The sequence below is a fragment of the Polaromonas sp. genome, assembly GCF_030680935.1.
Classification (GTDB): domain Bacteria; phylum Pseudomonadota; class Gammaproteobacteria; order Burkholderiales; family Burkholderiaceae_C; genus Polaromonas.
Genome location: NZ_JAUXUP010000039.1, coordinates 1 through 24,635, shown reverse-complemented (window position 1 = coordinate 24,635; position 24,635 = coordinate 1). Strand labels below are relative to the sequence as shown.

The following is a 24,635-nucleotide window of genomic DNA, read 5'->3' as shown; positions in this document are numbered from 1 at the left end:
TCATGCGGTCACTATTTGGCCTGTATTTCAGGCCAAAGGACTCAGGCTACGCCGGGGTTGCCGGCGGTGCCAATCAGGCCCGGCAGATTGAGGCGGCGCGGCTTGAGCACCTTATTGGCAGCCAGGTAAGTTTCGACCACTTCCCAGACCGGGGGGCCGGCGTTTTTGCTGGCCTCCTGCACAGGCGCCCAGCCGGCCACCTTGTAGGTTTTGTCCGCCTCAATGCGCTTGCCCTTCAAGCGCATGTCCAGGATGCGTGAGCCCATCCTGGCACCCGGCTCGCAGCGGTAGCTCAGCCCGCCGACGCGCACCATGTCACCGCCCTGCTGGTAATAGGGGTCTGGGTTGAAAAGGTTGTCGCCGACATCTTCGAGGATGGTCTTGATCATGTCGCCACGCATGTTGGTCAGCGTGGTCCAGGGGTAGGTGATGGCGGTCTGGTCCATCAGGTGTTCGCGCGTGATGGTCTGGCCCGGCAGGAGCGATGTGCCCCAGCGAAAACCGGGCGAAAAGGCGATTTCCGCGCCCCGGACGTCCATCATGGCGTCAAGAATGAGCTGGTCAAACGTGCCGTTGAAGTTTCCCCTGCGGTACAAAGTACCTTCGGTTACGGCGAGTTTTTCTCCCAATTTAGCCTCATACGGAGCGCGGAGCCCGGCAATCAAGGCGGTCATGGCGGGGTCAGCGGGCAGCAGCTTCGAAAACACCGGCAGCAGGCGGTACTTGAAGCCCACCACCTTTTTGTCTTTGACATCCAGATCCAGCACGCCCAAAAACTTGCCATTGCTGCCCGCGTTGGTAACGATGGTCTGGCCGCCCGGGTTTTTGACGATCACCGGTACCGGCACGCCGTCGTGTGTGTGGCCGCCCAGAATGGCGTCGATGCCGCTGATGCGTGATGCCATCTTCAGGTCGACGTCCATGCCGTTGTGGCTGAGCAGCACCACCGCCTGCGCGCCTTTGGCACGCGCTTCGTTGACGGTCTCCTGCATCTCGTTTTCACGGATGCCAAAGGTCCAGTTCGGCGTGAGCCAGGCGGGGTTGGCAATCGGCGTGTAGGGAAAGGCCTGGCCGATGATGGCGACGGCCACACCGTTCATCTCCTTGATGACAAAAGGCTTGAAAACCGGGTCGCCAAAGTCGCTGGTCTTGACGTTTTGCGCCACAAAATCGACCTTGCCGGCAAAGTCTTTTTCAACAATCGTCTTGATGCGTTCTTCGCCATAGGTGAAGTCCCAGTGTCCGGTCATCACATCGACGCCCAGCAGCTTGGCCGCATCCACCATGTCCTGGCCCTGCGTCCACAGGGCCGTGGCGCTGCCCTGCCAGGTGTCGCCGCCATCCAGCAACAGCGCACCCGGCCGTCCGGCCTTGAGCTGCTTGACCAGCGTGGCCAGATGGGCAAAACCACCCACCTTGCCGTACTGCCGCGCGGCGCGTTCGAAGTCCAGAAAGGTGAAGGCGTAGGCCTCTGGGCTGCCGGCTTTTAGGTGCGCGGCCTTGAGCAGGTTCTTGCCCACCAGATGCGGCAGACGGCCCTGCATGCTGCCCACGCCCAGGTTGACGGATGGCTCACGGAAATAGGTGGGCATCAACTGCGCATGGCAATCGGTCATGTGCAGCAGATGCACGTTGCCGGTACGCGGCACGTTGTACAAGCCTGCAGCCTGCTGGGCACTGGCGTCACGGTGTAGCGGAAAACCCGCAGCCAGCGCTGCGGCCAGCACACTGGAAAACTCTCGTCGAGACAGATTCATGGCGTTGTTCATCCTGCCCGCAAAAGCGGGCATGTTTTGAATTTGCTACTATTTTTATAGCTGCTTGCGCCCGTCGGGTAGGGGCCGCAGGCAGAAATGACCATCAAGTTATTTATTGACAGGCGACTGGGGATCGAGCAACAGCGCCATCACATGCTGCAACTGGGTCTCAGTGAGAATGCCCGCGTGACCAAAACGCGGCATGCCGGAACAGGCGTTGTAGGCTTTGGAATTCCACAACTTGCCCCAGGTGTAATCCACAATTGGTTTGCTGCCTGCAGCGGCCGGGTCGGCCACGCCGCGCAACTTGCCGTAGTGGTAGAGGCTGGGCCCAATGGAGCCAAAAGACAGTTCTTCCTTGCTGATCTGGTGACAGTTGTAGCAGCTGCCACCGTTGGCGGAGCCGGCGGCATCGGTCCAGGTCATGCCCCTGCCGTTCTGGGCAATTTTTTCGCCCTCTTTCCAGTCACCGATGAACTTGCCGCTGGTGGGCATTTTCACGGTCTTGAGATTGGCTTCTTCGATGGACTTCGCGAGTTTGTCGTCCAGTGCAGCTCCCTGTGACTCGGAGCAGGCCTTGTTGGATGCGTCCTGCTCCAGCCAGGCGGTTTTGGCGATGCCCTGATCGCGGAAGGATGATTTCAGCACTCTTTGCGTGGCTTCAGCCACATCTTGCGGCGACGGGCCGGTGGCGCAACTGGCCAGCAACAGGGTCATGGCCAGAAAGCCGGCTTGTTTATAGGTTTTTTTCATCATGTTTCCTGTGTTCTGGTCAACGCTTGAGTGCGGGAGCCGTGGACATGCCCCCCTTGCCGTTCACGCCCATGAAAACACCGAGCGCGATGGTGGCGTCGGACGCATAACCGGGAAACGGAAAACGCTGCTGGCGGTAGCAGTCGTTCAGGCGGCGCTGCATGCCCCACAGGTCCCCACTGGAGACGCGGTAGGCCGGCCAGGCACCGAAGCCGTCGCCGGCCCCCGGGTTTTTAGTGAGGTTGGGAAGATCTTGCAGGCGCACGCGCTTGTTGTCTTCACCATGGCAGGATGCGCAGGAAAAATCGTATGGACCTGCGCGCTGGTAAAACACCTGTTTGCCCACTGCATACATGAGTTTTTCCTGAGTATGCGCCTGTGGCAGGTTGAACTTCATGCCGCGCGATTCGCCCGAGATGAAGGCCACCAGCGACTCCATGGTTTTCTGCTCGTCCCTGCCAAAGGGGGTTTTGGCAATGGCCTCGGCATTGAAACCCTGCAGGGTTTCCATGCAGGTCAGCAGGCGGGATTCCAGATCCTGCACCCGGCCGGTATCGGCAAAATAACGGGGCAACTCAACAAAAGCGCCTTTGGTCACCCCTGGCCCCTTGCCCAGGTTGCATTGAGTCAGGCTGGTGTTTTTGGGTCCTCTGGGCTGCTTCCACAGGGCTTCGCCTCTGGCCTCAAACAGCTCTGCCGGATTGCCATCGGCCAGCATGGCGCGGTATTCCGCGATACCCTCCGCCGTGGTTTTTTGCGCTACCGCTGCCAACGGCAACAGGCTCAAGGCCGCCAACCCAAGAAGATTCCATTTTTTCATCGCTAGTTCCTCGTAATTTTCTTCAAGGCCTCAGGAAACCACAGCTTCGTCGGTACGTTTTTCGCCCTTGTTGTCGGTCCAGCTGACGGCCAGCTTGTCGCCAGCTTTGGCGCCCTTGAAGCTGAACTGCAGGTAAGGGTTTTTAGACACTGCCGGGCCCCACTGGGCGCTCATGACGGTTTTGCCATTGTGCGTGGCCACAATGTTCTGGATAAACCAGGCGGGTACAGTTTTGCCAGCAGCATCCTTGCGCTGGCCGCTTTCCATCTCATGGCTCACCAGCACGCGCACGGTGGTTTTGTCGCCTTGGGCCTGGGCCCGGATTCTCATCGGATCTGACATGATTTATTTCCTTTCGATTCTTTTTTCGGGGTGGACTTAACCGCCGCAACCGCCGAGAGTGACCTTCACTTCCTTCATGGCGTAGAAAAACTTGTCGCCAACTTTGGCCAACGCATACACGTTCGACGACTGTCCCATCTTCAGATTGGTCGACACGTTGGCGTCGGTACCTGAAGGAATGTCAAACAACGCAGCCAGCGCATTGGGATTTTTTTCGACAACAAGCGCGATCTGGGTCGTGCCGGCAATGTTGCTCTGCGCCCCGACGCGCACAACGCTGCCGTTTTCGGCGATCTCCGGGGCCTGCAAAATCAGGTCTTTGCTTTCAACTGGTGCACCAGTGGCGCCCATCGCTTTGGCTGCCTCGGCCAGCGTCTTGCTGTCAAAAGCAGCCTTGTTCCAGACGGGCGCGGTTTGCGCGTAAGCTGGCGCCAGACCGGCGGAAGCGGCCAGAGCCAGCGCGGTTGCGCCTGAGCCGGTGGCCAGAAAATGACGACGTTCCATGGTTTGAACTCCTTTGGATATAACTTCTTCAACTAAAAACGATTGGACACAAAAAAACGATTTACCAACAGGGTAGTTCTCCCAAGGCTGGCAAGCCTCGTGAACTTGCGCCTGCCTAAAAATTCACCAGCCATTGCGCCAGCTGCGCTGCTTCGGCGTTGTTCAGGGCTTGCGCCGGCATCGGTATGTTGCCCCACACTCCTTGCCCGCCGCCCTTGATTTTCTCCGAGAGATAATTCACCGCGTCGGCGCGGGTTTTGTATTTCTGAGCAATGGCTTTGAACGAAGGGCCGACCAGCTTGCTGTCCATGCCATGGCAGGCAACACAGGCATTTTTTTGCAGCAAGGGCATGACCGCAGCCGTGGCGCCGGCTTGGCCAAACGTAGGTTTTGCTACTTTTTCAGGAGCTGCTTGCGCAATATTGGCAAGGGTTGGAGTCGTTTTTTGCATAAACTTCAGGGCCGCTGGCTGGCTGGTGTCAGCGCCACGGGTGGCACCCAGCAGGCGCGACTGCTCGCTGAGTTGTCCATGGGCATTGCGCGCGTAGTCGGGCAATGCGCTTTGAAGCGCGGGCTCCTGTTTGCAGTCGCGCTGGCAGCTAGAGCCCTGTACATCCGGCCTCGCATTGGTCCCGGGCAGCCCGGTGCCCGGCCACATCGCATGCGCAGTGGTCATGCCGTTGCGGTTGGGCAGTGTCTGCTGTACCTCACGGATCGTCGTGTCTGACAGCGAGAAATCGGCGGGAACAATATTGCCGAGGTTCAGGATGAAAGCGGTGACCGCATACACCTCATCGGTGCTGAGCGTTTTGGGTGCATTCCACGGCATGGCCCGGTTGATGTAGTCCCAAAGGGTAGAAAGTGTTGGCACCTTCATCAAGGTGGTGCGCTGCGGCTGGTTGGCGCCAGGCAGCAGGCTTGCGACCCGGCCGGCAGTGCGGTCTGCGGCCACAGTGCCACCTGCAATCGGCGTGAATATTTCGGAAGACTCGCCAAAACTGCCGTGACAAGAGGCGCACTGGGCCTCCCAAAGCACCTCCCCCTGGCGTACCGAACCTGAGCCTTTGGGCAGGCCCTTGAAATCGGGCCGCACGTCAATATCCCACGCCTTGACCTCCGGGACGGTGGCGGTGCGGCCTATGCCAGGGTATTTTTGGGGATTTTTTTCCTGCGCATACACCGCGCCAGCGCTGATTGCACTAGCCAGGAAAAGCACTGCGCAGACAGGCGAACGGGGGTTAAACCAGCTGGACATTGCCAACCTCGCCGTTTTCCATGAGCGCCCAGGACTGGATCGCGTTGTTGTGATAAATACTGCGGGACGCCCGCACCTTGCGCAATTCGGCGTAGGTAGGCTGGATCTGGCCAGTTTCGTCAACCGCCCTGCTCTGAAAAAACGCCAGCTTGCCGTCCCAGACAAAGTCGGTGTTGAAACGCGTCAGACATTTGGAAAGCACAGGCCCCTCCAGCCGAGCGGCCTTCCAGTTCCTGCCGCCATCGATGGAGACATCCACCCGCCGGATCTTGCCGCGCCCGCTCCAGGCCAGACCGGTGACGGTATGAAAGCCCTTTTCAAGCAATACCTGCCCGCCGCTGGGCGAAGTGATCACGCTTTTGACTTCCTGGATGCTCGTGTACTGGCGGTGCAGGCCATTGGGCATCAGGTCCACATAGTGAATGGTTTCGTCCTTGGTGCCGTAGGGCATGTCACCGACTTCGATGCGACGCAGGTATTTGACCCAGCTGACACCTTGCACGCCGGGAACCACCAGGCGCAGGGGGTAGCCGTTTTCAGGGCGCAGCATTTCGCCGTTCTGGCCATAAGCCACAAGCACTTGACCGTCCATCACCATGTTCATCGGGATGGTGCGCGTCATGCCGGAACCATCGGCGCCCTCGGCCAGCACAAATGCCGCGCGTTTGAAATCGGCACCACACAGCTCCAGCAGCGTACGCAGCGGCACCCCGGTGAATTCGCTGCAACTGAGCATGCCGTGGGTATATTGCACGGTGGGTACAGCCACATTGCCCCATTCCATGCCGGTGTTCGCGCCGCACTCTATAAAGTGCATGCGGCTGACACTGGGCAGGCGCATCAGCTCGTCCATGCTGAACACCATGGGCCGTTTGAGCAGACTGTCGTCAGAGCCGTTGACCATCAGCCGGTGTTTGGAGGGGTCGATGTCCCACCAGCCCTGGTGATGACGCTCAAAATGCAAACCGCTGGGCGTGATGATGCCGAACAAACCCTGCAGCGGCGCAAAACTGACGCTGGACTGCGGCACGCGGGTCAGTCCCGGGCTTTCGCGGCGTTGCAGATTTTTCTCCCACTCGCTGGGTACGCCGTAGCCACGCGCCGCCACCGGCTGGCCCAAGCCCTTGCTGTGCGCGGGGAGGTTCAATATGTCGGGGTCACCCTGAGCCCGGGCCCGATCCGTGGCCAGGGCACCGGCAGCAGCGGCCACCGCACCAGCGAGAAAGCCGCGGCGGCCGGACCTGACCGCCTGAATCTGATCGCGGTTCAGGAAGTTTTCGGGCGCGCGCCGCAGAAAGCGACTCAGCATGGCATGTCCTGGCAAGATTTAAATCTCATAACTGTTGACCCGGGAAATCTGGGTGGGTGTCAGGCTCTCGGACACTGGCAGTGCGCCTGGTTCATCGAGCTCGATCGCAATCTGGGTGCAGACGCTGCGGCACAGGGCTACGGCTTTTTCGCTTTGCACTCGGTAAATAACCTGCGTGCCTTCCTTGCGCTTGGCCAGTACGCCGGTGCGAAACAAAACCGCCAGATGCTGGGACAAGTTGGGTTGCGTGGTGTCTATCTCCTGCAACAGTTCATTGACGGACTTTTCGCGCTCGCACAAGGCACTGAGAATGCGCAGGCGCATCGGCGTCGCAAGCACTGCAAACAACTCGGCAGCGAGTTCAAAGACCCGCCCCTGCTCTGATGCGGCTCCGCCCTGGATCATGTGGTTCATGGTGCTGGACATTCGGTTTGGGAGGGATAGATCTATATATAAGCAATTACTGATATTAGACATCCGGGCGCGCCGGTCAACCACCGGGACTTACCCTTGCTCCTGTCCCATCGCGAACATTCAGGTGCAAATCCGTACAAATCGGTGCCACGCGACCGGGCGGGTCACCGACATATGTCACTGTAAAAATTCCCACTTTTGGCATACACCATGCTATAAAACCCCTAGCAACGAGCGGTTGTTACTCTTTCGCACCAAGATGTCTTTTACGCCCCAAAACGTTTTACGCTGTTGCCTGAGCCTGGCGTGTACGCTGCTGTTGTCGGTACTACCCGCGCAGGCAGAAGTAGACGCGCTGGTGCGCGAATCCCTGGCACTGGTCGAGCAGGGCAAGCCGCAGGAAGCCTTTGACCGCTTGGCTGCGGTAGAAACCCAACGCGCTGGCGACCCCGACTTCGACACCGTGCTGGGCATCGCCGCCAACGATACGGGGCAGTTCACACGTGCCGTTTTTGCTCTGGAGCGCGCCCTGACCGTTCAGCCCGGCAATGCGCGCGCCCGCGCCGAGCTGGGCCGCGCGCTGTTTGCCCTGAAAGACAACCTGGCCGCCAGGCAGGTACTGCAAGAGGCCAAACGAGAAAACATCCCACCTGAAGTCGCTCGAAAAATTGATGACTTTCTGCTGGCGATTGATCGCAACGAAGAGGCAGCCCGATCCTCGATCAAGGCCTATGTAGAAACCAGCTATGGCACCGACAGCAACATCAACAGCGGCCCCACCAACGCCAACGTGGCTGTGCCCTCCCTGGGTGGTCTGGTGTTGACCCTGAACCCCAGCGCCGTCAAACTGAAAGACAGTTTTTACACCTTGGGCGCGGGAGTCTCAGGGCGTTATGTGATCGATCCGCGACTGTCACTTATCGCCAGTGCAAGTGGCAATTTCCGCTTCAACAACGATTACAACGACTTTGACACCAACCAGATGGACCTCAGCGCCGGCGCGGTTTACCGGCTCGACAAGAATGAATTCAGTGCCATTGTCCAAGTAGGTAGCTATTCAGCCGACAACCGCGGGGTGCGGGATCAGGGCGGCGTGGTGGGTGAATGGACTTACCGGCCCGATGAGGCCAGTCAGTGGAGCAGTTATGTGCAACTGTCCAGCCTGCGTTACCCGGGGCAAACTGTGCGCAATGCGCATCGTTATGTGCTGGGCACTTCCTACGCCACTGCCCTGAGTGGCGGGCTGGTGTTGTTTGGCGGTGGTTACTTTGGCAGCGAAAACGAGCGCGCTTCTGGCGTACCGCATCTGGGCCACCGGATGGCAGGCTTGCGCGCTGGTGTGCAGCAATCGGTCAACGCCGATGTGGACCTGTTTGCCAGTGTGGGCTTTGAAAGACGCCATTACGGCGGCGCAGACCCGCTGTTTCTGGTGACCCGGCGTGACGACCAGAGCAATCTGAACCTGGGCCTGAACTGGGTTCCGGTGGTGAGCTGGCGCATCACGCCGCAACTGTCTTTGATGAAAACAAGCTCCAACATCGCCATTTCTGACTTCAGCAAACGCGTGCTGTCTGTCACGGTCCGCAAGGATTTTTAGGTCCCCTGCTTCCGTGCCGGGTGCCCCCATGCCACCATCCGGATTCCGACGATTCACCCATCGGGCAAGACCTTGATCATGAACACACATTTCCCCTTGAAACACGCCACCCTGCTGATCGCGCTATCGGCGGTGTACCCGCTGCAGGCACATGCGCTGGCGGGGGTGGCCCAGTTCACTGCCGGTGAAGTCAACCTGCGCCAGACCGATGGCCGCACCACGGCATTGACCAAAGGTGGCGACATCGACAGCGGCCACGCCATCGTGACGGGGCCCAACGGACGGGCCCAGGTCAAGTTCACCGACGGCGGCCTGGTTTCCTTGCAGCCCAACACTGAGTTCAAGATAGCCAGCTACGTGGACCAGAATGATCCCAAACAAGACCGCTTTCTGGTGGACCTGCTGCGTGGCAGCATGCGGGCCATCACGGGCCTGATTGGCAAACGCAACCGCGACAACTACAAACTCACCACCACCACCGCCACCATTGGCATTCGCGGTTCCGGCTTCAAGGTCGGCTACAACCCCGATGGTTCCCTGGGTATTACCAGCGAGCTGGACAAAATTGAGGTGTGTAACCTGAGCGGCTGTATTGGTCTCGTGGCGGGTGAATCGGTCAAGGTGGTGGACAGCGCAACGCCGCCCGTGCGTACCAGTGAACAGCCCAAAACCGACACGCCTGCTGCGCCTAAGGACTCGAATGCGTCGGGCGAAAAGGTCAAGGAGACTGGCAAGGCAGAGGTGGTGGAGGAGGTCAAACCCGTCACCACCAAGACCGTCGAGACGAAAAAGGTAGAGGAGGTCAAAACCGAAACGAAGGTGGTTGAGCCTGTAAAGCGCACCTTCACCGATGTCAGGGTGGCGGCTGTGGGTACCAACGGTTCCACCGCCTACAACATCACCAGCAACTCTGGTGCCACCACACAATTCAGTGACAACAAACTACTCATGACGGAGGACGCCAGTGGCGGCTTTGGCAAATGGTACGAAAGCGGCACGGTGCAGGCTGAAGCGAACTTCAAGTCCAGCGGTAATGTCAGTGACGCCAACTTCATTGGCTGGGGCATGTGGACCAGTGGCACGCGGGAATACCTGGGCACCACCCTGCTCAGCAATGTGCATTACGTGGCTGGGCGCCCCACTGCGCAGACCGAAATGAACACACTGATGTTGGCTGGGGGCAGCGCCACCTACAGCCTCATCGGCAGTACCCCTCCGACGCGGGGCAGCGGTACCGGCACGCTCAACAGCGCGACTTTTTCAGTCAGTTTCACCTCCACGTCGTTCACGGTCAGCAGCGCGGTCAACACCTCTTACGGTAACTTCACCGACTCAGCGACGGGCAATACGCCCAATTTCGCGGGCACCTACATTCGGGGCCTGTTTATTGGCACCAACGCCGCTTTTGCCGGTATGACCTACAACAAAGACTTCGGCTCCGGCCCGGTTGCGGGCGCTCTGGCCTTCAAGAAGTAAGCGAAGGCGCTGCACCGCAGTAAAGCGTCCGCAGCGTCTGAAGCGCCTCCCCGCCGTGCAGGGTCTGCGCGGCCCGCATTCCGGCTTGCCCCATGCTGGCGCGTAAAGACGGGTCATGCGCCAGCCGGTCCAGCGCCTCCCAGGCTTCCTCCTGGGACTGAACCAGAAACCCGGTCTCGCCCGGGCTCACAACCTCGGCATAACCGCCCAGATGGCCGGCTACCACCGGCAAGCCGGAGGCCATCGCCTCGGCTACCACCCGCCCGTAAGCCTCGACCGTCGACCCGGTCCGATAGAAAAATACATCGAGCGACTGGTAAAAATCCGCCACCTCTTCGGCGCCAGCGGCCAGCAGTTCCACACCCGCCACCCCTGCAAGCTGCGGCGCCAGGCAGGTGCCACCCATGATGCGTACACGCCAACCGGCTGCTGTCAGCATGCGGTAGAGGTCGGGGTCTTGCGGATGGTGTTTGTCCGGTGCATCGCGGCTGATCCGGCCCACGGTCAGTGGTGCACCCGCCGCCGGCCTGCGGGCCCCCGCGGCCTGTAAAAGCGGCTCGATGTCCATGGGGCTGTAAACCACATGGCCGGGCAAACCCGCTGTCAGCCGCAGGGCTTGAGATACAAACACCAGTTCGGGGTCCAGCGCGGTGCTATCCCGGAGTATCTCGATCAACGCAAAAAAGCGCTCCCAGCTGGCAAGGTTGCAATGCAGCATGACCCGCGCAAAACGCGTGTACTTCAGCCATACAGCGGGAGCTACATGAGCACCGCCCCAGACAAGCACCCCCGTGCGCGGAAAACGCCCACCAAAGGGCTGCACCGCCTGCACGCCCTGCCCGGCGTACCACGCATGCGGTGGCACCACCGACCACAGCTGAAGGGCGCAGCAGCCTTGCAGCGCATCCCTCAGGGCCAGCAGCTCCCGCTCGGCGCCCGCAAAACGGTCGTCAAAACGCCCTACCAGGTGAATCGGCGGGGCGGCAGGTTCAGGAGCGATCGGGTCCATAGGGGGGCAAGATGCGCGACAAATCGGATGGCTGAGTCTGTCACATAATTTCCCCATGACATCGCCGCCCCCGCTGCAAGCGCATGCCTTGCCACCTTCTTTTGCGCTGCAGATGGCGCAAGGCAGCACAGCCCACGCTGCAGGTGATCGCGCTGCGGCCCTGACGGCGTTTCAGTCGGCCGTGGCGCTGGCACCAGAAAACGTCCACGCGGCCTGCGCCTGCGCCGCCTTGCTGCACGAACTGGACCGCCCCCAGGCAGCGCTGCGGCTCTTGCGCCGCGTGGAGGCGCTGCTTCTGGGCGATCCCGAGGGCGCCACCAACCTCGCGGTGGCTGCGGCTGCCTGTGGCCTGTTGCCGGACGCGCAACACTATCTGGACCGCGCCCTGTCGCTTCAGGCCGATCATTGGTACGCGCTGGCCCAGCACAGCGTGATCGCCCAACGCCTGGGCAACTGGCCAACGGCCATTGAGTACGCCAAACAATGGGTGGCCGCCACGCCTGAACGCGCCGATGCCTGCTTGCATCTGCTCGACTGCCTCCTCGGTGCCCGCCAAGCCGACCAGGCCCTGGTGCATATGGGCGAGGCGCTGCAACGCTTTCCTGACGACCCGCAGATCGCCTGCCGTCAGGTGATGGCCCTGGCGCTCCACGGCGATTTTGAAGCGGCCGCGCAGGCATTGGCCGGGCTGAATCCCGCCGCAAGCGCTGCCTGGCGACAGTTTTTGGGCTCAGCGGCCAGCCATAACACGGATGTCCATGGACAGAACGGCCCCGACGCGCGCAGCCTGTTTCTTCGGCAGACGTTTGAGGCGATGGACGAAGGCGACTGGCGCAGCGCACCCCGCGCCGCCGCGCTGCTGCGCCAGTTGAGCGCCGGGCCGACACACGGCGGACGCACGGCAGAGCTTCACCTGGCGATGTATTACGGCCTGGCACTGGGGCTGACAGAAGAAGAAACGCAGCGCCTCGGCCAGCTGGCGTGGTCCGGGCTGGCTGCTGACCAGCGGCCTGCCCTGCCGGCCTTTTCAGTCAAACCATCCTTTCGTGTAAATGACAGCCGCATTCACGTCGGCCTGGCCGTACACAGCCTGCACGACCAGGCTGCCACTCTCAACCTGGCCGCCCGGCTGGCGCTGCATGACGCCACGCGTTTTGCCTTTCATCTGTACTCGCCCACGCCGCAGCCGCAAGCCGTGTTGGCCGAGCCCCTGATGGCGCACAGCGTCGTCGAAATAGCGCACTTCAGCGACGACGAGGCGGCGCAGCGCATCCGGCTCGACCGCCTTGATTTGTGGATCGACTCGACGTTTGGCACGCCCTGGTGGCGGCCAAACATCGCGCTGCGGCGTGTCGCACCGGTGCAGGTCCAGCTTCTCCCCTGGCAGGGGCACGTACCGGGCGGACCATTTGACTATGCGCTGTCCGACCGGATCATTCATGCTGGTGCGCAGCCAGGCAGCACCTCCAGTGCGCTGGTGCGGCCGCCCTACACCTGCTGGATGGACGGTTTCATCCGAGCTTTGCCAGGGCCGGTATTGCACCGTCGGGGCCTGGGTCTTCCTGACAGCGCACCCGTTCTGTGTGCCTTTGTGCCCGCCCTGCACATAGACCCAGACACCCTGGATCTGTGGCTGCAGTTGCTGCTGGACCAGCCTGACGCGGTCTTGTGGCTGCCCGCCTTTGCAGCGGCAACCCGGCAACACCTCCAGGCGGCGGCGCAGTTGCAGGGCGTGGACCCTGCTCGCCTGGTTTTTGTCAGCGCGCAATCGGCCCACCCCTCCAGTGCGCTGCTGCCGCTTGCCGATTTGTTTCTGGACCCATTGCGAATATGCGGCGGCCGCTACCTCGCGCAAGCGCTTCACAGCGGGCTGCCAGCCGTCAGTTGCGCTGGCCAGCATGGTGCCATGCGACTGGGCGTCAGCATGTTGCATGCGGCCGGTCTGTCCGAAGGAGTGACCCACGACAGGGCCAGCTATCTGGCCACTGCGCTGGCGCTCCTGCGCGATCCGCCGCGACTGACCGCCCTGCGCGCGCAGCTGCAAGCTGCGCAAAACACTGCGCCCCTGTTTGACCTGCAGGCGCGACTGAGCGATTGCGAGGCAGCTTGGACCGCCATGGTTGACCGTGCCCGCGCTGGGTTGCCACCTTGCCGGCTGGAGCTTGACCCCGACTGATCAGAAAGCGCCTCAAACCTTCACGTCGCTATACATTTTATAGCTGCTTGCCCATATGCAGCAAGGGCTGGATGCCAATTTAAACTAATCAATCATATCAGGCGGTCATCAGCTCCCTGATCTGCTGCAAAGCCGCCGGATCATCCAGCGTCGTCAAATCGCCGGCATCGCGGCCCTCACACACGGCCTGAATTGCGCGGCGCAGGAGTTTGCCGCTGCGGGTTTTGGGCAGCACCGACACAAAACGCACCCTGGCGGGCCGCGCCAAGGCCCCCAGGTCCTGGTCTACGCGTTTCATGATCTCGCCTTCGAGCTTGAGCGCGTCGGCGCTGTCGGCCAGCACGCTGCCGTCTTTGGGCACCACAAAAGCCATGGCCACCTGGCCCTTGAGCGCATCGGCCACACCTACCACCGCCACCTCAGCCACGCCCGCATGCCCTGAAATACTCTCCTCAATCTCGCGTGTGCCCAGCCGGTGCCCGGCCACATTGATCACGTCGTCGGTGCGGCCCAGGATGAAGTAATAACCGTCTTCGTCGCGAATGCCCCAGTCAAACGTGCTGTACACCATCCTGCCGGGCACACTTTTCCAGTAGGTGTTGACAAAACGCGCGTCGTCTTTCCAGATTGTTTGCATGAAACCCGGGGGTGTAGGCCCCTCCAGCACCACCACGCCTTTTTCATTCGGCTGGGTCAGCTCTTCCCCGGTGGACTCGTGCACCAGCTTGATCCTGTAGCCGTACATAGGTATGCCAGGGCTGCCGAACTTGCTGGCTTTTTTCTCGACCCCGTTGGCAATCGTCAAAATCGGCCAGCCGCTTTCAGTCTGCCAGTAGTTGTCAATGATCGGCACATTCAAACCCTCGCTGATCCAGCGCGCCGTCGGTTCGTCCAGCGGTTCGCCGGCCAGGAACAGCGCCCGCAGGCTGGACAGGTCGTATTTTTTCAACAGCGTCGGGTCCTGTTTTTTCAGCACGCGCACCGCCGTGGGCGCGCTGAACATGGCGGTGACCTTGTACTTTTCGACCAGGCGCCACCAGATGCCGCCGTCGGGCTGCTTGTCCAGGCCTTGGGTCGGCAGGCCCTCGTACATCAGGGTTGCCATGCCGGCAATCAGCGGGCCGTAAATGATGTAGCTGTGGCCTACCACCCAGCCAATGTCGCTGGTAGAAAAGTAGGTCTCGCCGGCACGGCCGTCAAAGATGTGTTTCATGCTGGCGGCCAGCGCCACCGCATAACCGCCGGTATCGCGCTGCACACCCTTGGGCTTGCCGGTGGTGCCGCTGGTGTAAATCGTGTAGCTGATGTCGGTGGATTGCAGCCACTCACAAGGCACTTTCGCATCCAGGTGTTGCGCGCGCAGGTCTGACCACAGGTGGTCACGGCCTGCCACCAGCTGCATAGGCGACAGGCCGCGATCGGCCAGCAGCACCGACTCGGGTTTGTGGCTGGACAGGCGGATCGCCTCATCCAGCAGCGGTTTGTAAGGGACGATCTTGCCGCCGCGCGAGCCCGCGTCGGCACTGACAATCACCCTGGGTGTGGCGTCTTCAATGCGTGAGGCCAGCGAACCGCTGGCAAAGCCGCCAAACACCACGCAATGAATGGCGCCAATACGTGCGCAGGCCAGCATGGCAAACGCCGCTTCGGCAATCATGGGCATGTAGATCAGCACCCGGTCTCCCTTTTGCACGCCCAGCGCCTGTAGGCTGCCCGCCATGCGCTGAACCTCTGCGTGTAGCTCGGCAAAGCTGTAGGTCTTCTCGATACCGGTTTCGGTCGAGACATAAATCAGGGCCGCCTGATCAGCCCTGTCCTTCAGGTGCCGGTCCACCGCGTTGTGGCACAGGTTGGTGGTACCCCCTTCAAACCAGTGCACAAACGGCGGTTTGCCGTTGTTGCACACCCGCGTGAAAGGCTGCTGCCAGTCAATCAGTTTGGCCTGCTCGGTCCAGAAGACGTCAGGCTCTTCAATGGATTGGCGGTAGAAGTCGGCGTAGCTTGTCATCGGGTGTCTCCGGTTTGCTTTTTTTGCTGCATGTATCTTCACCAGGGCGCGCGCTCAGTCGCAGCCCGTCCCCAATACAGAGCCGCAACCTTTGCAGCGTATGGCATCGGGCGAGATTGTGAAGTTTCAATATTTAGCATGAATGAATTGAATTTATAATTATAAATAACAGGCTTTCACTGGACTGACGCCCCGTTCGCGACAAACGCTGGCACGTTCCCCAGCCGTGCGCGCCCCTTTGCGGCGCAGGTGCGTCGCTGCCCCAACTTCAATGACCGCACTGACCCCAGCAGAACCCCATCAAGCTGTGATGAAAGTATTGGAACAGCAGCGAGGAAAGAACCCGCAACTTTTCTTACCTTAAGGAGTGCGCCGATTCAAAGAGCGACAAACAGCACGGCTTCGTAGTACAAGCTCATTTAAGGCCGCTGGCATTGAGGATTTTCGGTTTCACGATTTGCGCCAACCTGGCCTTCGAAACACGTCAGGCAGGAACGTCTTGCGATGCGATCAAGGACCTGAGGACTGGAAGGCAAGACTGATGGTAGGCCGATGCGAAATACGCGACGGAACATCTGGATTTCGCTGCAAACCGGATCCAGCGGGCCCGCGATAAAACATGGTCAACTTGGACATGTTTTTCTCAGATCCGAAAAAAGAAAATGGCCTAGCCTTGCGGCTAAGCCATTGATTTTATTGGTGGGGCCTGCGGGGGTCGAACCCACGACAAACGGATTAAAAGTCCGCTGCTCTACCAACTGAGCTAAGGCCCCGAGACTCATCGTTGGATGAGTCCGGTTCTTGCTGCATCGTGTGCAGCAAAGCCTTGAATTATAGCGTCATTTTTTGGTGCTTTGCAAACTCACTCTGCAATTTTGCACAAGGTCCACCCCGCTGCACACTGACCAAAGGTGGCCGTCACGCTGACGACCGATCCATAGCCGTGACAATTGAGGCTACCGTCGACTTGTGCACCATCCGGGACCTCGCATTCCGCCAACGCCACTGGCTGCATGACGGCCTCGCGGCTGAATACGCAGGCAACGCCGATTTTTCCGGTGCGTGCAGCGCCCTGCTCTTTACGCAGGCGGTAGCGCAATTGCGCCAGCAGGGGATCGTGCGTGACCAATGACAGGTCTTCAATATCAACCTTGTGCGCGTGCCGTTTGCCGCCTGCAGCGCCTACGCTGATGAAGTTGATTTTGTTCTGGATAGCCCAGGCGGCCAACGCGGCTTTCGCCTTGACCTGGTCACAGGCGTCGATCACTGAAATTTCGGCACCAACTGTCAATCCGGCCAGCGCCGGCCAGTTGGTCGCATCCACAAACTCTTCCACACAACAGACTTCGCAACCAGGGTGGATGTGGGCGATACGCTCCTGCATGGCCAGCACCTTGGCCTGGCCCACAGTGGTGTCGAGCGCGTGGATCTGCCGGTTGATGTTCGACTCCGCGATGTGGTCCAGGTCAATCAGCGTCAGCCGCGCCACGCCACTGCGCGCCAGGGCTTCAGCAGCCCAGGAGCCGACCCCGCCCAGGCCCACCACCACCACGTGCGATGCGCGAATTTTTTGTGCGCCCACTGCGCCGTAAAGGCGCGCCAGCCCGCCGAAGCGGCGCTCCAGATCAGCATCCACTAGACACTGCGCTCAAGGCGCCACACCTGATAACGCACACCGGCCACGCAGCCGGCCACAATCGCTGCCACCGCGACAAAGCTGGTGGCGCTCAGCGTCGAAATACCGGACAGGCCTTGCCCGACGGTGCAACCCATGGCTGCGACGCCGCCTACGCCCATCAGGACAGCACCCACGAGATGGTTGCCGGTGTCTTCGGCATCACGGAAACCTTCCCAGCGGAAGCTGCGTGACAGCAGCGCATAAAGCGCCGAGCCAACAACCACACCAAACACAGACACGATGCCAATGGTCAAGAGCTTGGCCTTGTCACTGAAAAACATGAACCAGTCCACTGTATAGGCCACGGGCGAGACAAAACTCAACGCTTCCATGCGACCGGAATTGGTGGCGAGGAAAGCCTCCTGCAAGGTATCGGGGTGCTCGGCCACATAACCCAGGTGGCCGCTGACCCACCACATCCCGGCAATCACGGCGCCAATACCCAAACCTGCGAGCAGATTGTCCGGGCGGCGGAAATCCGGGCCTGCCAGGGCCCAGACAATCAATCCCCCACCTAGCACCAGAGCGATGACCAGTCCCGCCACCGCCGGCGACCAGCCAGACACCGCGGCGGCCCAGTTGGACAGAGCAGCGTTACTGGAGAAATCAATCGCAACACGGTCCACCGTGGCGACACGCAGCACAGCCGTGATGCCCTTAAGGGTTGCAAACGCCGCCACACCCATCACCACGAAAACCACCAGTGACTTGAGACTACCGCCACCTATGCGCACCAATGTCTTGCTGCCGCAGCCCGATGCCAGCACCATGCCAAAGCCGAACATTCCGCCACCCACAAGCGCCGACAGCCAGATAAACCGGTTTGAGGCATACAGGGTTTTGGACGGGTCAATCAGCCCGGCCGCAGCCATGCCGTAAAAACCAATCATGGCGACACCGATGGCCATGCCCCACATGCGCATGCGCGTCCAGTCGCCCATGTTCAGGATGTCGCTGACGGCGCCCATGGTGCAGAAGTGCGTGCGTTGTGCAATCGCGCCAAACAGTGCGGCAAGAATGAAGGCCGCCCAGAGAACCTGGGTGGTAAGCGTATTGAGCTGGGTAATGTCCATCCACCGATTTTAGGGGCTGTCTATCGGCGATGCGCCACAACTGCCTTCCCATCGCGGCGCCCCTCTTCGTCGTGCAAGGCGCCACGACCGCCGAAGGCACGCGAAGCGACAAGCGTTGGGGCTCTATTTCAGCTTCGTCAGGCGGTCCTTGGCCACCAACGAGGCTTCCGACTGGGGGTAGGCCTTGATCAGGTCTTCCAGGGTCTTGCGGGCGCCCCTGGTGTCCTTGAGCTCGACCTGACAATTGGCAATCGCCAGAACCGCCTCAGGCGCGCGCACGTGCTCTGAGTCGGTGGCCACCAGCAAACGAAAATTGGTGATTGCGTCTTTGTAATTGCGCAAAGCGTACTGCGCATTGCCAAGCCAGAACAGGGCTGGAGCCTTGTAGCCGCTCTGCGGATAACGCTTCAAAAAATTGAGGAACGCCGTTTGCGCGGGTCCAAATTCACCCTTGCGCAGCACCGCCAGCGCGGCGTCAAACTCCTGCTTTTCTGCCGGATCGGCCACAAACTCCCTGCCGTCCACCGTAATTTTGGAGGGCTCGAACTTGCTTAGCCGGGCGTCCACGCCTTGCGACAGATCCTTCTGCGTCCGCTGGACCTCAGCGAGCTCGCGCGCGTACTGCTCACCCTGGCCGCGCATTCTGGCCAGTTCACCGCGCAACATCTCGATCTGACCGGACAAGTCCAGCATGCTGCGGCGTAGCTGCGCATTGTCTTCATTGGATTTGCGCAGTTCTTCCGTCAGGCGAAGCTGCGAGGCGTCCAGCCGCTGGCGCATATCCAGAATGGCCTTGCGGGCCTCGTCATCCTCGAACAGGCCGGCGTGGGCAAGCGGCGACACGGTACATGCCAGCGCGCAGGCAACTGCGCCAAAGGTGCTCCGTAAGGTCTTCAAGATCAATGCTCCGGCTTAGCGGTAGTTGAACTCGGCGCGGCGGTTCTTGGCGAACGCATCCTCGTCGGAGCCCGACACCGCAGGCTTCTCCTCGCCAAAACTCACGGCTTCGATCTGGCTGTCGGCGGCACCCAGAAGCGCCAGCGCACGGCGCACGGCCTCTGCACGCTTTTGACCGAGCGCCAGGTTGTACTCGCGCCCCCCACGTTCGTCGGTACTGCCCTCAATGACCAGTTTTCTGGTTTTGTTGGAACTCAAAAAACGGGCATGGGCTTCGACCGTACCCTGCGCTTCTGGCCTGATGACGAAGCTGTCGTAATCGAAGTAGATCACCTTGGCGGCGCCGGCCGGCCCAGCCAGGGAAGGGTCGGTAGCGCCAATCAGCACGGGTGCCACGTCGCGCGCAGCTACGCCGGTCGAATCGCCTCCGCCCGCTGGTGTGACAGCGGTGGCCGTCCTGTTTTCGACAGGGGTCTCATTGAGTTTGACGCCCGAGCTGCAACCAACCACGGCGACGCTGAGGACAAGGGTACTGGCGAGGGAAAGGAGGATGCGTTTCATGAGGAACTCTTTCTTCAAAGAAAATAAAAGGATGGAGCCAGATGTGCATGGGCTACCTCTGGAAAGGTCCCCAGTCAGGTTCGCGGATGTCGCCGATGGCGCCTGTCAGACGGGCTTTGATCTTGCCGTCCAGCGTGGTGGTGAGCAGTGCTTCCTTGCCCTGCTGCTGGGTGGCATAAACAATCAGCCGGCTGTTGGGCGCAAAACTCGGACTTTCGTCGGCGTTGGTGTCGGTGATGGCCACCGCAGTTCCCTTGGCCAGCTCCATCAGATGCAGCTTGAAAGCGCCACCTATGCGTGAAATATAGGCGAGCCAGCGCCCATCAGGGCTGACGGCAGGCGATATGTTGTAACTCCCGGTAAAGGTCACGCGCTCCACATTTCCGCCGCTGGCGCTCATGCGATAGATCTGCGGCGATCCGCCCCGGTCGCTGACAAAGTAAACCGATCGCCCATCCGGCGAATAGGCCGGCTCGGTGTCTATGCTGGAGGACTGGGTCAAGCGGCGCGGCTCACCTCCGGCTGCGGAAATCGCATACAGCTGCGAGCCGCCGTCACGACTCAAGGTGGCGATCAGCTGGTTGCCGTCGGGTGCCCAGGCCGGTGCGCTGTTGGAACCGCGAAAATTGGCCAGCAGCCTGCGCTTGCCGGAGGCCACATCGTGGGCATAAATCACCGGCTTGCGCGATTCGAAAGACACATAGGCCAGTTGGGCACCGTTGGGTGACCATGCCGGGGAAATGATGGGCTCGGGACTGGTTAGCGCGGACTGCGCCCCCTCGCCGTCAGAGTCGGCCACCCACAGGTTAAACCGCTGACCTGCCTTGGTGACGTAGGCAATCCGGGTGGAAAAAACGCCCTTCTCGCCGGTCAGTTTTTCGTACACAAAATCCGCGATGCGATGCGCCGACAAACGCAAATCCCCCGGGGGCACCACGTAACTCTGCCCCCCCAGGTCGGCGCCACGCACTACATCCCACAGACGGCAGCGTACGTCAAAGCGGCCGTCGGCCAGCCGCGTCACGCTCCCGGTCAGCAAGGAGTCGGCAGCGCGTTGGCGCCAAAGGGAGAGATCGGGTCTGGCACTTTCATCGAGGGTGTTACCGCTGGCATCGACCGCGCGAAACTGGCCGCTGCGCTCCAGATCGGCCTGCACAATCGCAGCGATTTTTTGTAGCGATTGCGGGTCTCCCCGAAAGGGGGCAATGGCGATGGGCAACTGGGTCAAGCCCACGCCCGACACCTCGACCCGGAATTGGGACCAGGCGGGCAGCGCTGCCAGGGCGCCCACACCCCCTGACATGCCAGCAAGAAAGCCGCGTCGCCTCGACGGCAGTCGGGTCCACAAATAAAGGTCAGGATTTTTTGGATACATGTTGCTGATTCAGGCAGTAAAGAGTGAAGTATTTGCCAAAGGCGGCCTGGGCCTGCATGGCGCACACGGCAAAGCCCATGCTGCCATCGAGAAAACCAAGCCGGAAAAAATAACTTTTGATGAACGCGATCAGCCCCGATATTACCGCCCGTGGCATGGAGCTGGGCTTGCCGCGCGCGTGGGCTTGTTGGGCCCAGGCCATGCTGTATTGCTCCAGTTTTCGCCAGTAGTGTGCGGGGGTCGGGTAGCTGTAGTGCAGCAGGCGTCCCTTCAGGCGCGCACGCGCACCCGAACTCAAAAGCACGCGCTCGTGCACCAGGTCGTCGCTGAACCTCGCCTGCCCGCGCCGAAACAGTCGCAGCACAAAGTCAGGGTTCCAGCCGCAGTGGTGAATCCACTGCCCGCAGAACTGTGTCAGGCGAGGGATCTCCAGCGCATCTGTACCGCGATCAGCAATGGCTTGCAGGATCTCAACGGCCAGCTCGGGCGTGACACGTTCGTCGGCGTCTATCGACAGCACCCACTCACCAGTGGCCAGACTCAGGGCGAGATTTTTTTGTGCGCCGAAACCTGGCCAAGTCTGGGTCTGGGTCACTTCTGCGCCGAACGCCGTGGCAATTTCGCGCGTGTTGTCGCTGCTGCCGCTGTCAACCACAACCCACTGGTTGGCGAAACTGACGGACTCCAGACATGCCTGCAAATTGGCCTCTTCGTTTTTGGTGATGATGATGACGGACAGGCTCATGGGTGGGGTGCTGTGGTTGAGCCCGGAGCCACATTGGTGATCACGTCCCATTGTGGGAGCCGGACCCAGGCTGGTTTGTAGGAATTGGCCGCCAATTGTTCCACGATAATGCAGGCTTGCTTACTCTACCGGGCCTCCGGCGGATTCCATGCCAACTTCGATGTCAGCTTTATCAGCCTGTTTTACCCGCGCCCCGGCGGCTCTGTCAGGGTCTGCCGCTTGACGAGCACCGGCACGCCGGCTGGCGAAAATATTTCGCCGGCGCCCATAGGCCAACGCCTGCGCCGTATCTGGCCCTATTTCAGCCGATCCCCCAGCGCCTGGGCCGTTGCCATTGGCGCCACCGTGGTCGCGTCGGCCACCGAGCCCTTGATACCAGCCCTGCTGCAGCCCTTGCTGGACAAGGGTTTCCGCAAGGGCGGCATTGATATCTGGGTGGTGCCGGTGTCGCTGATGCTGCTGTTCGGAGTGCGCGGCTTTGCCGGTTTTCTGGCACAAATTGCATTGGCCAAGGTCACCAATCTTGGCTTGCTGGAACTGCGACGAGCCATGTTCAAAAAGCTGCTGACCGCGCGGCTGGACCTGTTTTCCAGCCAGTCCGCCAGCACGCTGGCCAATACCGTGGTGTACGAGGTGCAAAACGGCTCCTCCATGCTGGTCACTTCGGTCATGGGCTTGACCCGCGATACCCTGACCTTGCTGGCGCTGTCGAGTTACCTGCTGTATCTGAATTGGCGCCTCACGCTCATCGTCACGCTGCTCATACCTGCCATTGCCTGGGTGATGCGGGTGCTGTCCAGCCGCCTGTACCGCCTGACCAAGGCCAGTCAGGCTGCCACCGACTCACTGGCTTACGTAGTGGAAGAAAACGTGCTGGCGCACCGCGATGTCCGGCTGCATGGCGCGCAGGAGGGGCAGGCCTTGCGCTTTGCCCAGCTCAGCGATGCACTGCGCAGGCTGTCGATGAAGTCAATTGCCGCATCGGCCGCCATGACACCCGCCACACAAATGCTGGCGGCTGCGGCCTTGTCCGCGGTGATATCGGTCGCCTTGCTGCAAAGCGCCAGCGACGATACCTCGGTCGGCTCTTTCGTGGCCTTTGTCACCGCCATGCTGATGCTGGTGGCGCCCATCAAACATCTGTCAGAGGTTGCCAGCCCGATCACACGCGGGCTGGCGGCACTGGAACGCGGCCTGGACCTGATGGAAAAAACGCCAGACGAGCCCGGCGGTGATTTCTCCAAAGTGCGGGCCAGCGGCGATATCCGGTTTGAGAACGTACGTGTGACCTTCAGCGAAGACGGCGCACCTGCCGTTGACTCTCTCACGCTGCAGATTGCGCCTGGGGAAACGGTAGCACTGGTCGGCGCATCGGGTGCCGGCAAAACCACCCTGGTCAACCTCCTGCCACGTTTCATTGAACCCAGTGGCGGCTTGATTGCGCTCGATGGCCACGAACTGCGTGACTGGCAGCTCGACTCGCTGCGCAACCAGTTTGCACTGGTCAGCCAACATGTGGTGATGCTCAATGACACGGTGGCCGCCAATGTGGCACTGGGCCTGGAAATTGACCGGGACAAGGTGCTGGCCTGCCTGAAGGCCGCCAACCTGGAGCGTTTTGTGGCCGAGCTACCGCGCGGCATAGACACGTTGGCCGGCCACAACGCCACCCAGTTGTCAGGGGGCCAGCGCCAGCGCCTGGCGATTGCCCGCGCGCTGTACAAGGACGCGCCCATCCTCATTCTGGACGAGGCCACTTCGGCACTGGACACCGAGTCGGAGCGTGCGGTACAGGAAGCCTTGCAGCGCCTGATGCGCGACCGCACCACGCTGGTGATTGCGCACCGGCTGTCCACCGTTCAGCATGCCAGCCGGATTGTGGTGATGGACGCAGGCCGGATTGTCGAGACCGGCACACATGCCGGCCTGATCACACGCGACGGCCCCTACTCCCGCCTGTACAAGCTCGGTCTGTACGACGCAGATCTTTCGCAGAAACCGGTTACAGCGCAACTGTCATGACAATTTCCATCAGTGGTTTTACCTTTATCCGCAACGGTGTCGAACTGGGTTTTCCGTTTGAGGCTTCTATCCGCTCGCTGCTGCCGCTGGTCGACGAGTTTGTGGTGGCCGTGGGCCGTGGCAACGATGACACGCTGGCGCGGGTGCTGGCCATTGGTGATCCCAAAATCCGCGTGATTGAAACCCTCTGGAACGAACGCATGGCCGACCGGGGGTTTGTGTATGCCCAGCAAAAAATGATCGCCCAGTACGCCTGCACCGGCGATTGGGCTTTTTATCTGGAAGGCGACGAGGTGGTGCACGAGGAGGACCTGGCCGCGATACGCGCCAGTGTGGAGCAGCACCATGGCAATCCAGCGGTGGAAGCTCTGGTGTTTGACTACCACCACTTCTACGGCTCTGCCCAGTGGGTCTCGGTCAGTCCCGGCTGGTACCGGCGCGAGTGCCGCCTGATCAGAAACACCATCCGCAGCTACGCGCCCGACGGCCAGTACTGGCTGGTGACCACCGACCACAAACGACCCCGCAACCCGCAGGCGGCGCTGGCCAACGCCCACATCTACCACTACGGCTGGATCCGGCGCAACGAGGACATGCAGAAAAAGCTGGATCAGGTCAGCAAATACTGGGCAAGCTCGACCACGCTGAAAATTCAGTACAGCCAGTTCGACGCACGGGCGCTGGAGGCTTTCACCGGCACACACCCGCAGGCGGTGCAGGCATGGCTGCAAACCGGTGCCGAGCAGGAGCTGCGCATAGACCCGGCTTACCGGCCTACCCGCAAGGAAAACAAGTACCACCTGATGCGCAGGCTGGAGTTGTGGAGCGGCCTGGACTTCAGCCGCAAACACTTCAAGCTGGTGG

Annotated in this window: 21 protein-coding genes and 1 tRNA gene; 5 read left to right on the top strand and 17 right to left on the bottom strand. The window is 60.9% G+C overall.

The features are described 5' to 3' along the window. Positions 1-41: 41 nt before the first annotated feature. The 8 genes from soxB to Q8L50_RS10390 form a co-directional block, all read right to left on the bottom strand. Complete coding sequence (gene soxB, locus Q8L50_RS10425; RefSeq protein ID WP_305348628.1) at positions 42-1,757, bottom strand: thiosulfohydrolase SoxB; 1,716 nt, start codon at positions 1,755-1,757, stop codon at positions 42-44. A 108-nt stretch (positions 1,758-1,865) separates the two neighbouring features. Further along, positions 1,866-2,513: a sulfur oxidation c-type cytochrome SoxX gene (gene soxX / locus Q8L50_RS10420; RefSeq protein ID WP_370869782.1), complete on the bottom strand. Its 648-nt coding sequence runs from the start codon at positions 2,511-2,513 to the stop codon at positions 1,866-1,868. A gap of 16 nt (positions 2,514-2,529) precedes the next feature. Further along, a complete protein-coding gene (gene soxA, locus Q8L50_RS10415; protein ID WP_305348604.1) occupies positions 2,530-3,330 on the bottom strand; it encodes a sulfur oxidation c-type cytochrome SoxA in 801 nt (266 codons plus the stop codon). Between the two features lie 30 nt (positions 3,331-3,360). Further along, positions 3,361-3,672 (bottom strand): thiosulfate oxidation carrier complex protein SoxZ, encoded by a 312-nt coding sequence (gene soxZ, locus Q8L50_RS10410; RefSeq protein WP_305348603.1) that lies wholly within the window; start codon positions 3,670-3,672, stop codon positions 3,361-3,363. Positions 3,673-3,708: 36 nt separating this feature from the next. Next, positions 3,709-4,176 carry a thiosulfate oxidation carrier protein SoxY gene (soxY, locus tag Q8L50_RS10405; RefSeq protein WP_305348602.1) on the bottom strand — a complete coding sequence of 156 codons (468 nt, stop codon included), beginning with the start codon at positions 4,174-4,176 and terminating at the stop codon, positions 3,709-3,711. A 115-nt stretch (positions 4,177-4,291) separates the two neighbouring features. Continuing rightward, positions 4,292-5,431 (bottom strand): c-type cytochrome, encoded by a 1,140-nt coding sequence (locus tag Q8L50_RS10400; protein WP_305348601.1) that lies wholly within the window; start codon positions 5,429-5,431, stop codon positions 4,292-4,294. Then, positions 5,415-6,740: a sulfite dehydrogenase gene (soxC, locus tag Q8L50_RS10395; RefSeq protein ID WP_305348600.1), complete on the bottom strand. Its 1,326-nt coding sequence runs from the start codon at positions 6,738-6,740 to the stop codon at positions 5,415-5,417. The genes Q8L50_RS10400 and soxC overlap by 17 nt, the downstream gene beginning before the upstream one ends. A gap of 18 nt (positions 6,741-6,758) precedes the next feature. Beyond that, entirely contained in the window at positions 6,759-7,154 is a 396-nt protein-coding gene (locus tag Q8L50_RS10390; RefSeq protein WP_305348599.1) for a helix-turn-helix transcriptional regulator, read from the bottom strand. A gap of 259 nt (positions 7,155-7,413) precedes the next feature. Between Q8L50_RS10390 and Q8L50_RS10385 the strand changes: the two genes are divergently transcribed. Together Q8L50_RS10385 and Q8L50_RS10380 are read left to right on the top strand one after the other, a co-directional pair. Continuing rightward, positions 7,414-8,751: a porin family protein gene (locus Q8L50_RS10385; RefSeq protein WP_305348598.1), complete on the top strand. Its 1,338-nt coding sequence runs from the start codon at positions 7,414-7,416 to the stop codon at positions 8,749-8,751. 78 nt (positions 8,752-8,829) lie between these two features. After that, the gene (locus Q8L50_RS10380) at positions 8,830-10,227 is read left to right on the top strand and encodes a FecR family protein (RefSeq protein ID WP_305348597.1); all 1,398 of its coding nucleotides are present in this window, start codon (positions 8,830-8,832) and stop codon (positions 10,225-10,227) included. Here the strand turns inward: Q8L50_RS10380 and Q8L50_RS10375 are convergent. Next, a complete protein-coding gene (locus Q8L50_RS10375; protein ID WP_305348596.1) occupies positions 10,217-11,236 on the bottom strand; it encodes a glycosyltransferase in 1,020 nt (339 codons plus the stop codon). The genes Q8L50_RS10380 and Q8L50_RS10375 overlap by 11 nt on opposite strands. A 55-nt stretch (positions 11,237-11,291) precedes the next feature. On the opposite strand from Q8L50_RS10375, the gene Q8L50_RS10370 reads away from it, so the two are divergent. Then, positions 11,292-13,412 carry a glycosyltransferase family 41 protein gene (locus Q8L50_RS10370; RefSeq protein ID WP_305348595.1) on the top strand — a complete coding sequence of 707 codons (2,121 nt, stop codon included), beginning with the start codon at positions 11,292-11,294 and terminating at the stop codon, positions 13,410-13,412. A gap of 97 nt (positions 13,413-13,509) precedes the next feature. Here Q8L50_RS10370 and Q8L50_RS10365 read toward each other — a convergent pair whose 3' ends face one another. The 8 genes from Q8L50_RS10365 to Q8L50_RS10330 all read right to left on the bottom strand — a co-directional run bounded on the left by Q8L50_RS10365 (position 13,510) and on the right by Q8L50_RS10330 (position 21,749). Beyond that, the gene (locus tag Q8L50_RS10365) at positions 13,510-15,462 is read right to left on the bottom strand and encodes a propionate--CoA ligase (protein ID WP_305348594.1); all 1,953 of its coding nucleotides are present in this window, start codon (positions 15,460-15,462) and stop codon (positions 13,510-13,512) included. A gap of 655 nt (positions 15,463-16,117) precedes the next feature. After that, positions 16,118-16,193 (bottom strand) — tRNA-Lys (locus Q8L50_RS10360). Positions 16,194-16,282: 89 nt separating this feature from the next. After that, positions 16,283-17,056, bottom strand: coding sequence for a tRNA threonylcarbamoyladenosine dehydratase (locus Q8L50_RS10355; protein ID WP_305348593.1), 774 nt, complete (start codon positions 17,054-17,056; stop codon positions 16,283-16,285). After that, positions 17,056-18,171: a YeeE/YedE family protein gene (locus tag Q8L50_RS10350; protein ID WP_305348592.1), complete on the bottom strand. Its 1,116-nt coding sequence runs from the start codon at positions 18,169-18,171 to the stop codon at positions 17,056-17,058. The genes Q8L50_RS10355 and Q8L50_RS10350 overlap by 1 nt, the downstream gene beginning before the upstream one ends. A gap of 123 nt (positions 18,172-18,294) precedes the next feature. After that, the gene (ybgF, locus tag Q8L50_RS10345) at positions 18,295-19,068 is read right to left on the bottom strand and encodes a tol-pal system protein YbgF (RefSeq protein WP_370869781.1); all 774 of its coding nucleotides are present in this window, start codon (positions 19,066-19,068) and stop codon (positions 18,295-18,297) included. 15 nt (positions 19,069-19,083) lie between these two features. Further along, positions 19,084-19,629 (bottom strand): peptidoglycan-associated lipoprotein Pal, encoded by a 546-nt coding sequence (gene pal, locus Q8L50_RS10340; protein WP_305348591.1) that lies wholly within the window; start codon positions 19,627-19,629, stop codon positions 19,084-19,086. 52 nt (positions 19,630-19,681) lie between these two features. Further along, positions 19,682-20,932: a Tol-Pal system beta propeller repeat protein TolB gene (gene tolB, locus Q8L50_RS10335; RefSeq protein ID WP_305348590.1), complete on the bottom strand. Its 1,251-nt coding sequence runs from the start codon at positions 20,930-20,932 to the stop codon at positions 19,682-19,684. A 52-nt stretch (positions 20,933-20,984) separates the two neighbouring features. Continuing rightward, entirely contained in the window at positions 20,985-21,749 is a 765-nt protein-coding gene (locus Q8L50_RS10330; protein ID WP_305348589.1) for a glycosyltransferase family 2 protein, read from the bottom strand. 108 nt (positions 21,750-21,857) lie between these two features. On the opposite strand from Q8L50_RS10330, the gene msbA reads away from it, so the two are divergent. Then, a complete protein-coding gene (msbA, locus tag Q8L50_RS10325; RefSeq protein WP_305348588.1) occupies positions 21,858-23,771 on the top strand; it encodes a lipid A export permease/ATP-binding protein MsbA in 1,914 nt (637 codons plus the stop codon). Beyond that, positions 23,768-24,635, top strand: an 868-nt coding sequence (locus tag Q8L50_RS10320) for a glycosyltransferase (RefSeq protein WP_305348587.1), incomplete at its 3' end; no start/stop codon positions are given. The genes msbA and Q8L50_RS10320, both read left to right, overlap by 4 nt.

Excerpts from the sequence above, each read along its gene's own strand:
- soxB (WP_305348628.1), bottom strand. The coding sequence starts at position 1,757 with ATGAATCTGTCTCGACGAGAGTTTTCCAGTGTGCTGGCCGCAGCGCTG.
- soxX (WP_370869782.1), bottom strand. The coding sequence starts at position 2,513 with ATGATGAAAAAAACCTATAAACAAGCCGGCTTTCTGGCCATGACCCTG.
- soxA (WP_305348604.1), bottom strand. The coding sequence starts at position 3,330 with ATGAAAAAATGGAATCTTCTTGGGTTGGCGGCCTTGAGCCTGTTGCCG.
- soxZ (WP_305348603.1), bottom strand. The coding sequence starts at position 3,672 with ATGTCAGATCCGATGAGAATCCGGGCCCAGGCCCAAGGCGACAAAACC.
- soxY (WP_305348602.1), bottom strand. The coding sequence starts at position 4,176 with ATGGAACGTCGTCATTTTCTGGCCACCGGCTCAGGCGCAACCGCGCTG.
- Q8L50_RS10400 (WP_305348601.1), bottom strand. The coding sequence starts at position 5,431 with ATGTCCAGCTGGTTTAACCCCCGTTCGCCTGTCTGCGCAGTGCTTTTC.
- soxC (WP_305348600.1), bottom strand. The coding sequence starts at position 6,740 with ATGCTGAGTCGCTTTCTGCGGCGCGCGCCCGAAAACTTCCTGAACCGC.
- Q8L50_RS10390 (WP_305348599.1), bottom strand. The coding sequence starts at position 7,154 with ATGAACCACATGATCCAGGGCGGAGCCGCATCAGAGCAGGGGCGGGTC.
- Q8L50_RS10385 (WP_305348598.1), top strand. The coding sequence starts at position 7,414 with ATGTCTTTTACGCCCCAAAACGTTTTACGCTGTTGCCTGAGCCTGGCG.
- Q8L50_RS10380 (WP_305348597.1), top strand. The coding sequence starts at position 8,830 with ATGAACACACATTTCCCCTTGAAACACGCCACCCTGCTGATCGCGCTA.
- Q8L50_RS10375 (WP_305348596.1), bottom strand. The coding sequence starts at position 11,236 with ATGGACCCGATCGCTCCTGAACCTGCCGCCCCGCCGATTCACCTGGTA.
- Q8L50_RS10370 (WP_305348595.1), top strand. The coding sequence starts at position 11,292 with ATGACATCGCCGCCCCCGCTGCAAGCGCATGCCTTGCCACCTTCTTTT.
- Q8L50_RS10350 (WP_305348592.1), bottom strand. The coding sequence starts at position 18,171 with ATGGACATTACCCAGCTCAATACGCTTACCACCCAGGTTCTCTGGGCG.
- pal (WP_305348591.1), bottom strand. The coding sequence starts at position 19,629 with ATGAAACGCATCCTCCTTTCCCTCGCCAGTACCCTTGTCCTCAGCGTC.
- tolB (WP_305348590.1), bottom strand. The coding sequence starts at position 20,932 with ATGTCAGGGGGTGTGGGCGCCCTGGCAGCGCTGCCCGCCTGGTCCCAA.
- Q8L50_RS10330 (WP_305348589.1), bottom strand. The coding sequence starts at position 21,749 with ATGAGCCTGTCCGTCATCATCATCACCAAAAACGAAGAGGCCAATTTG.
- msbA (WP_305348588.1), top strand. The coding sequence starts at position 21,858 with ATGCAGGCTTGCTTACTCTACCGGGCCTCCGGCGGATTCCATGCCAAC.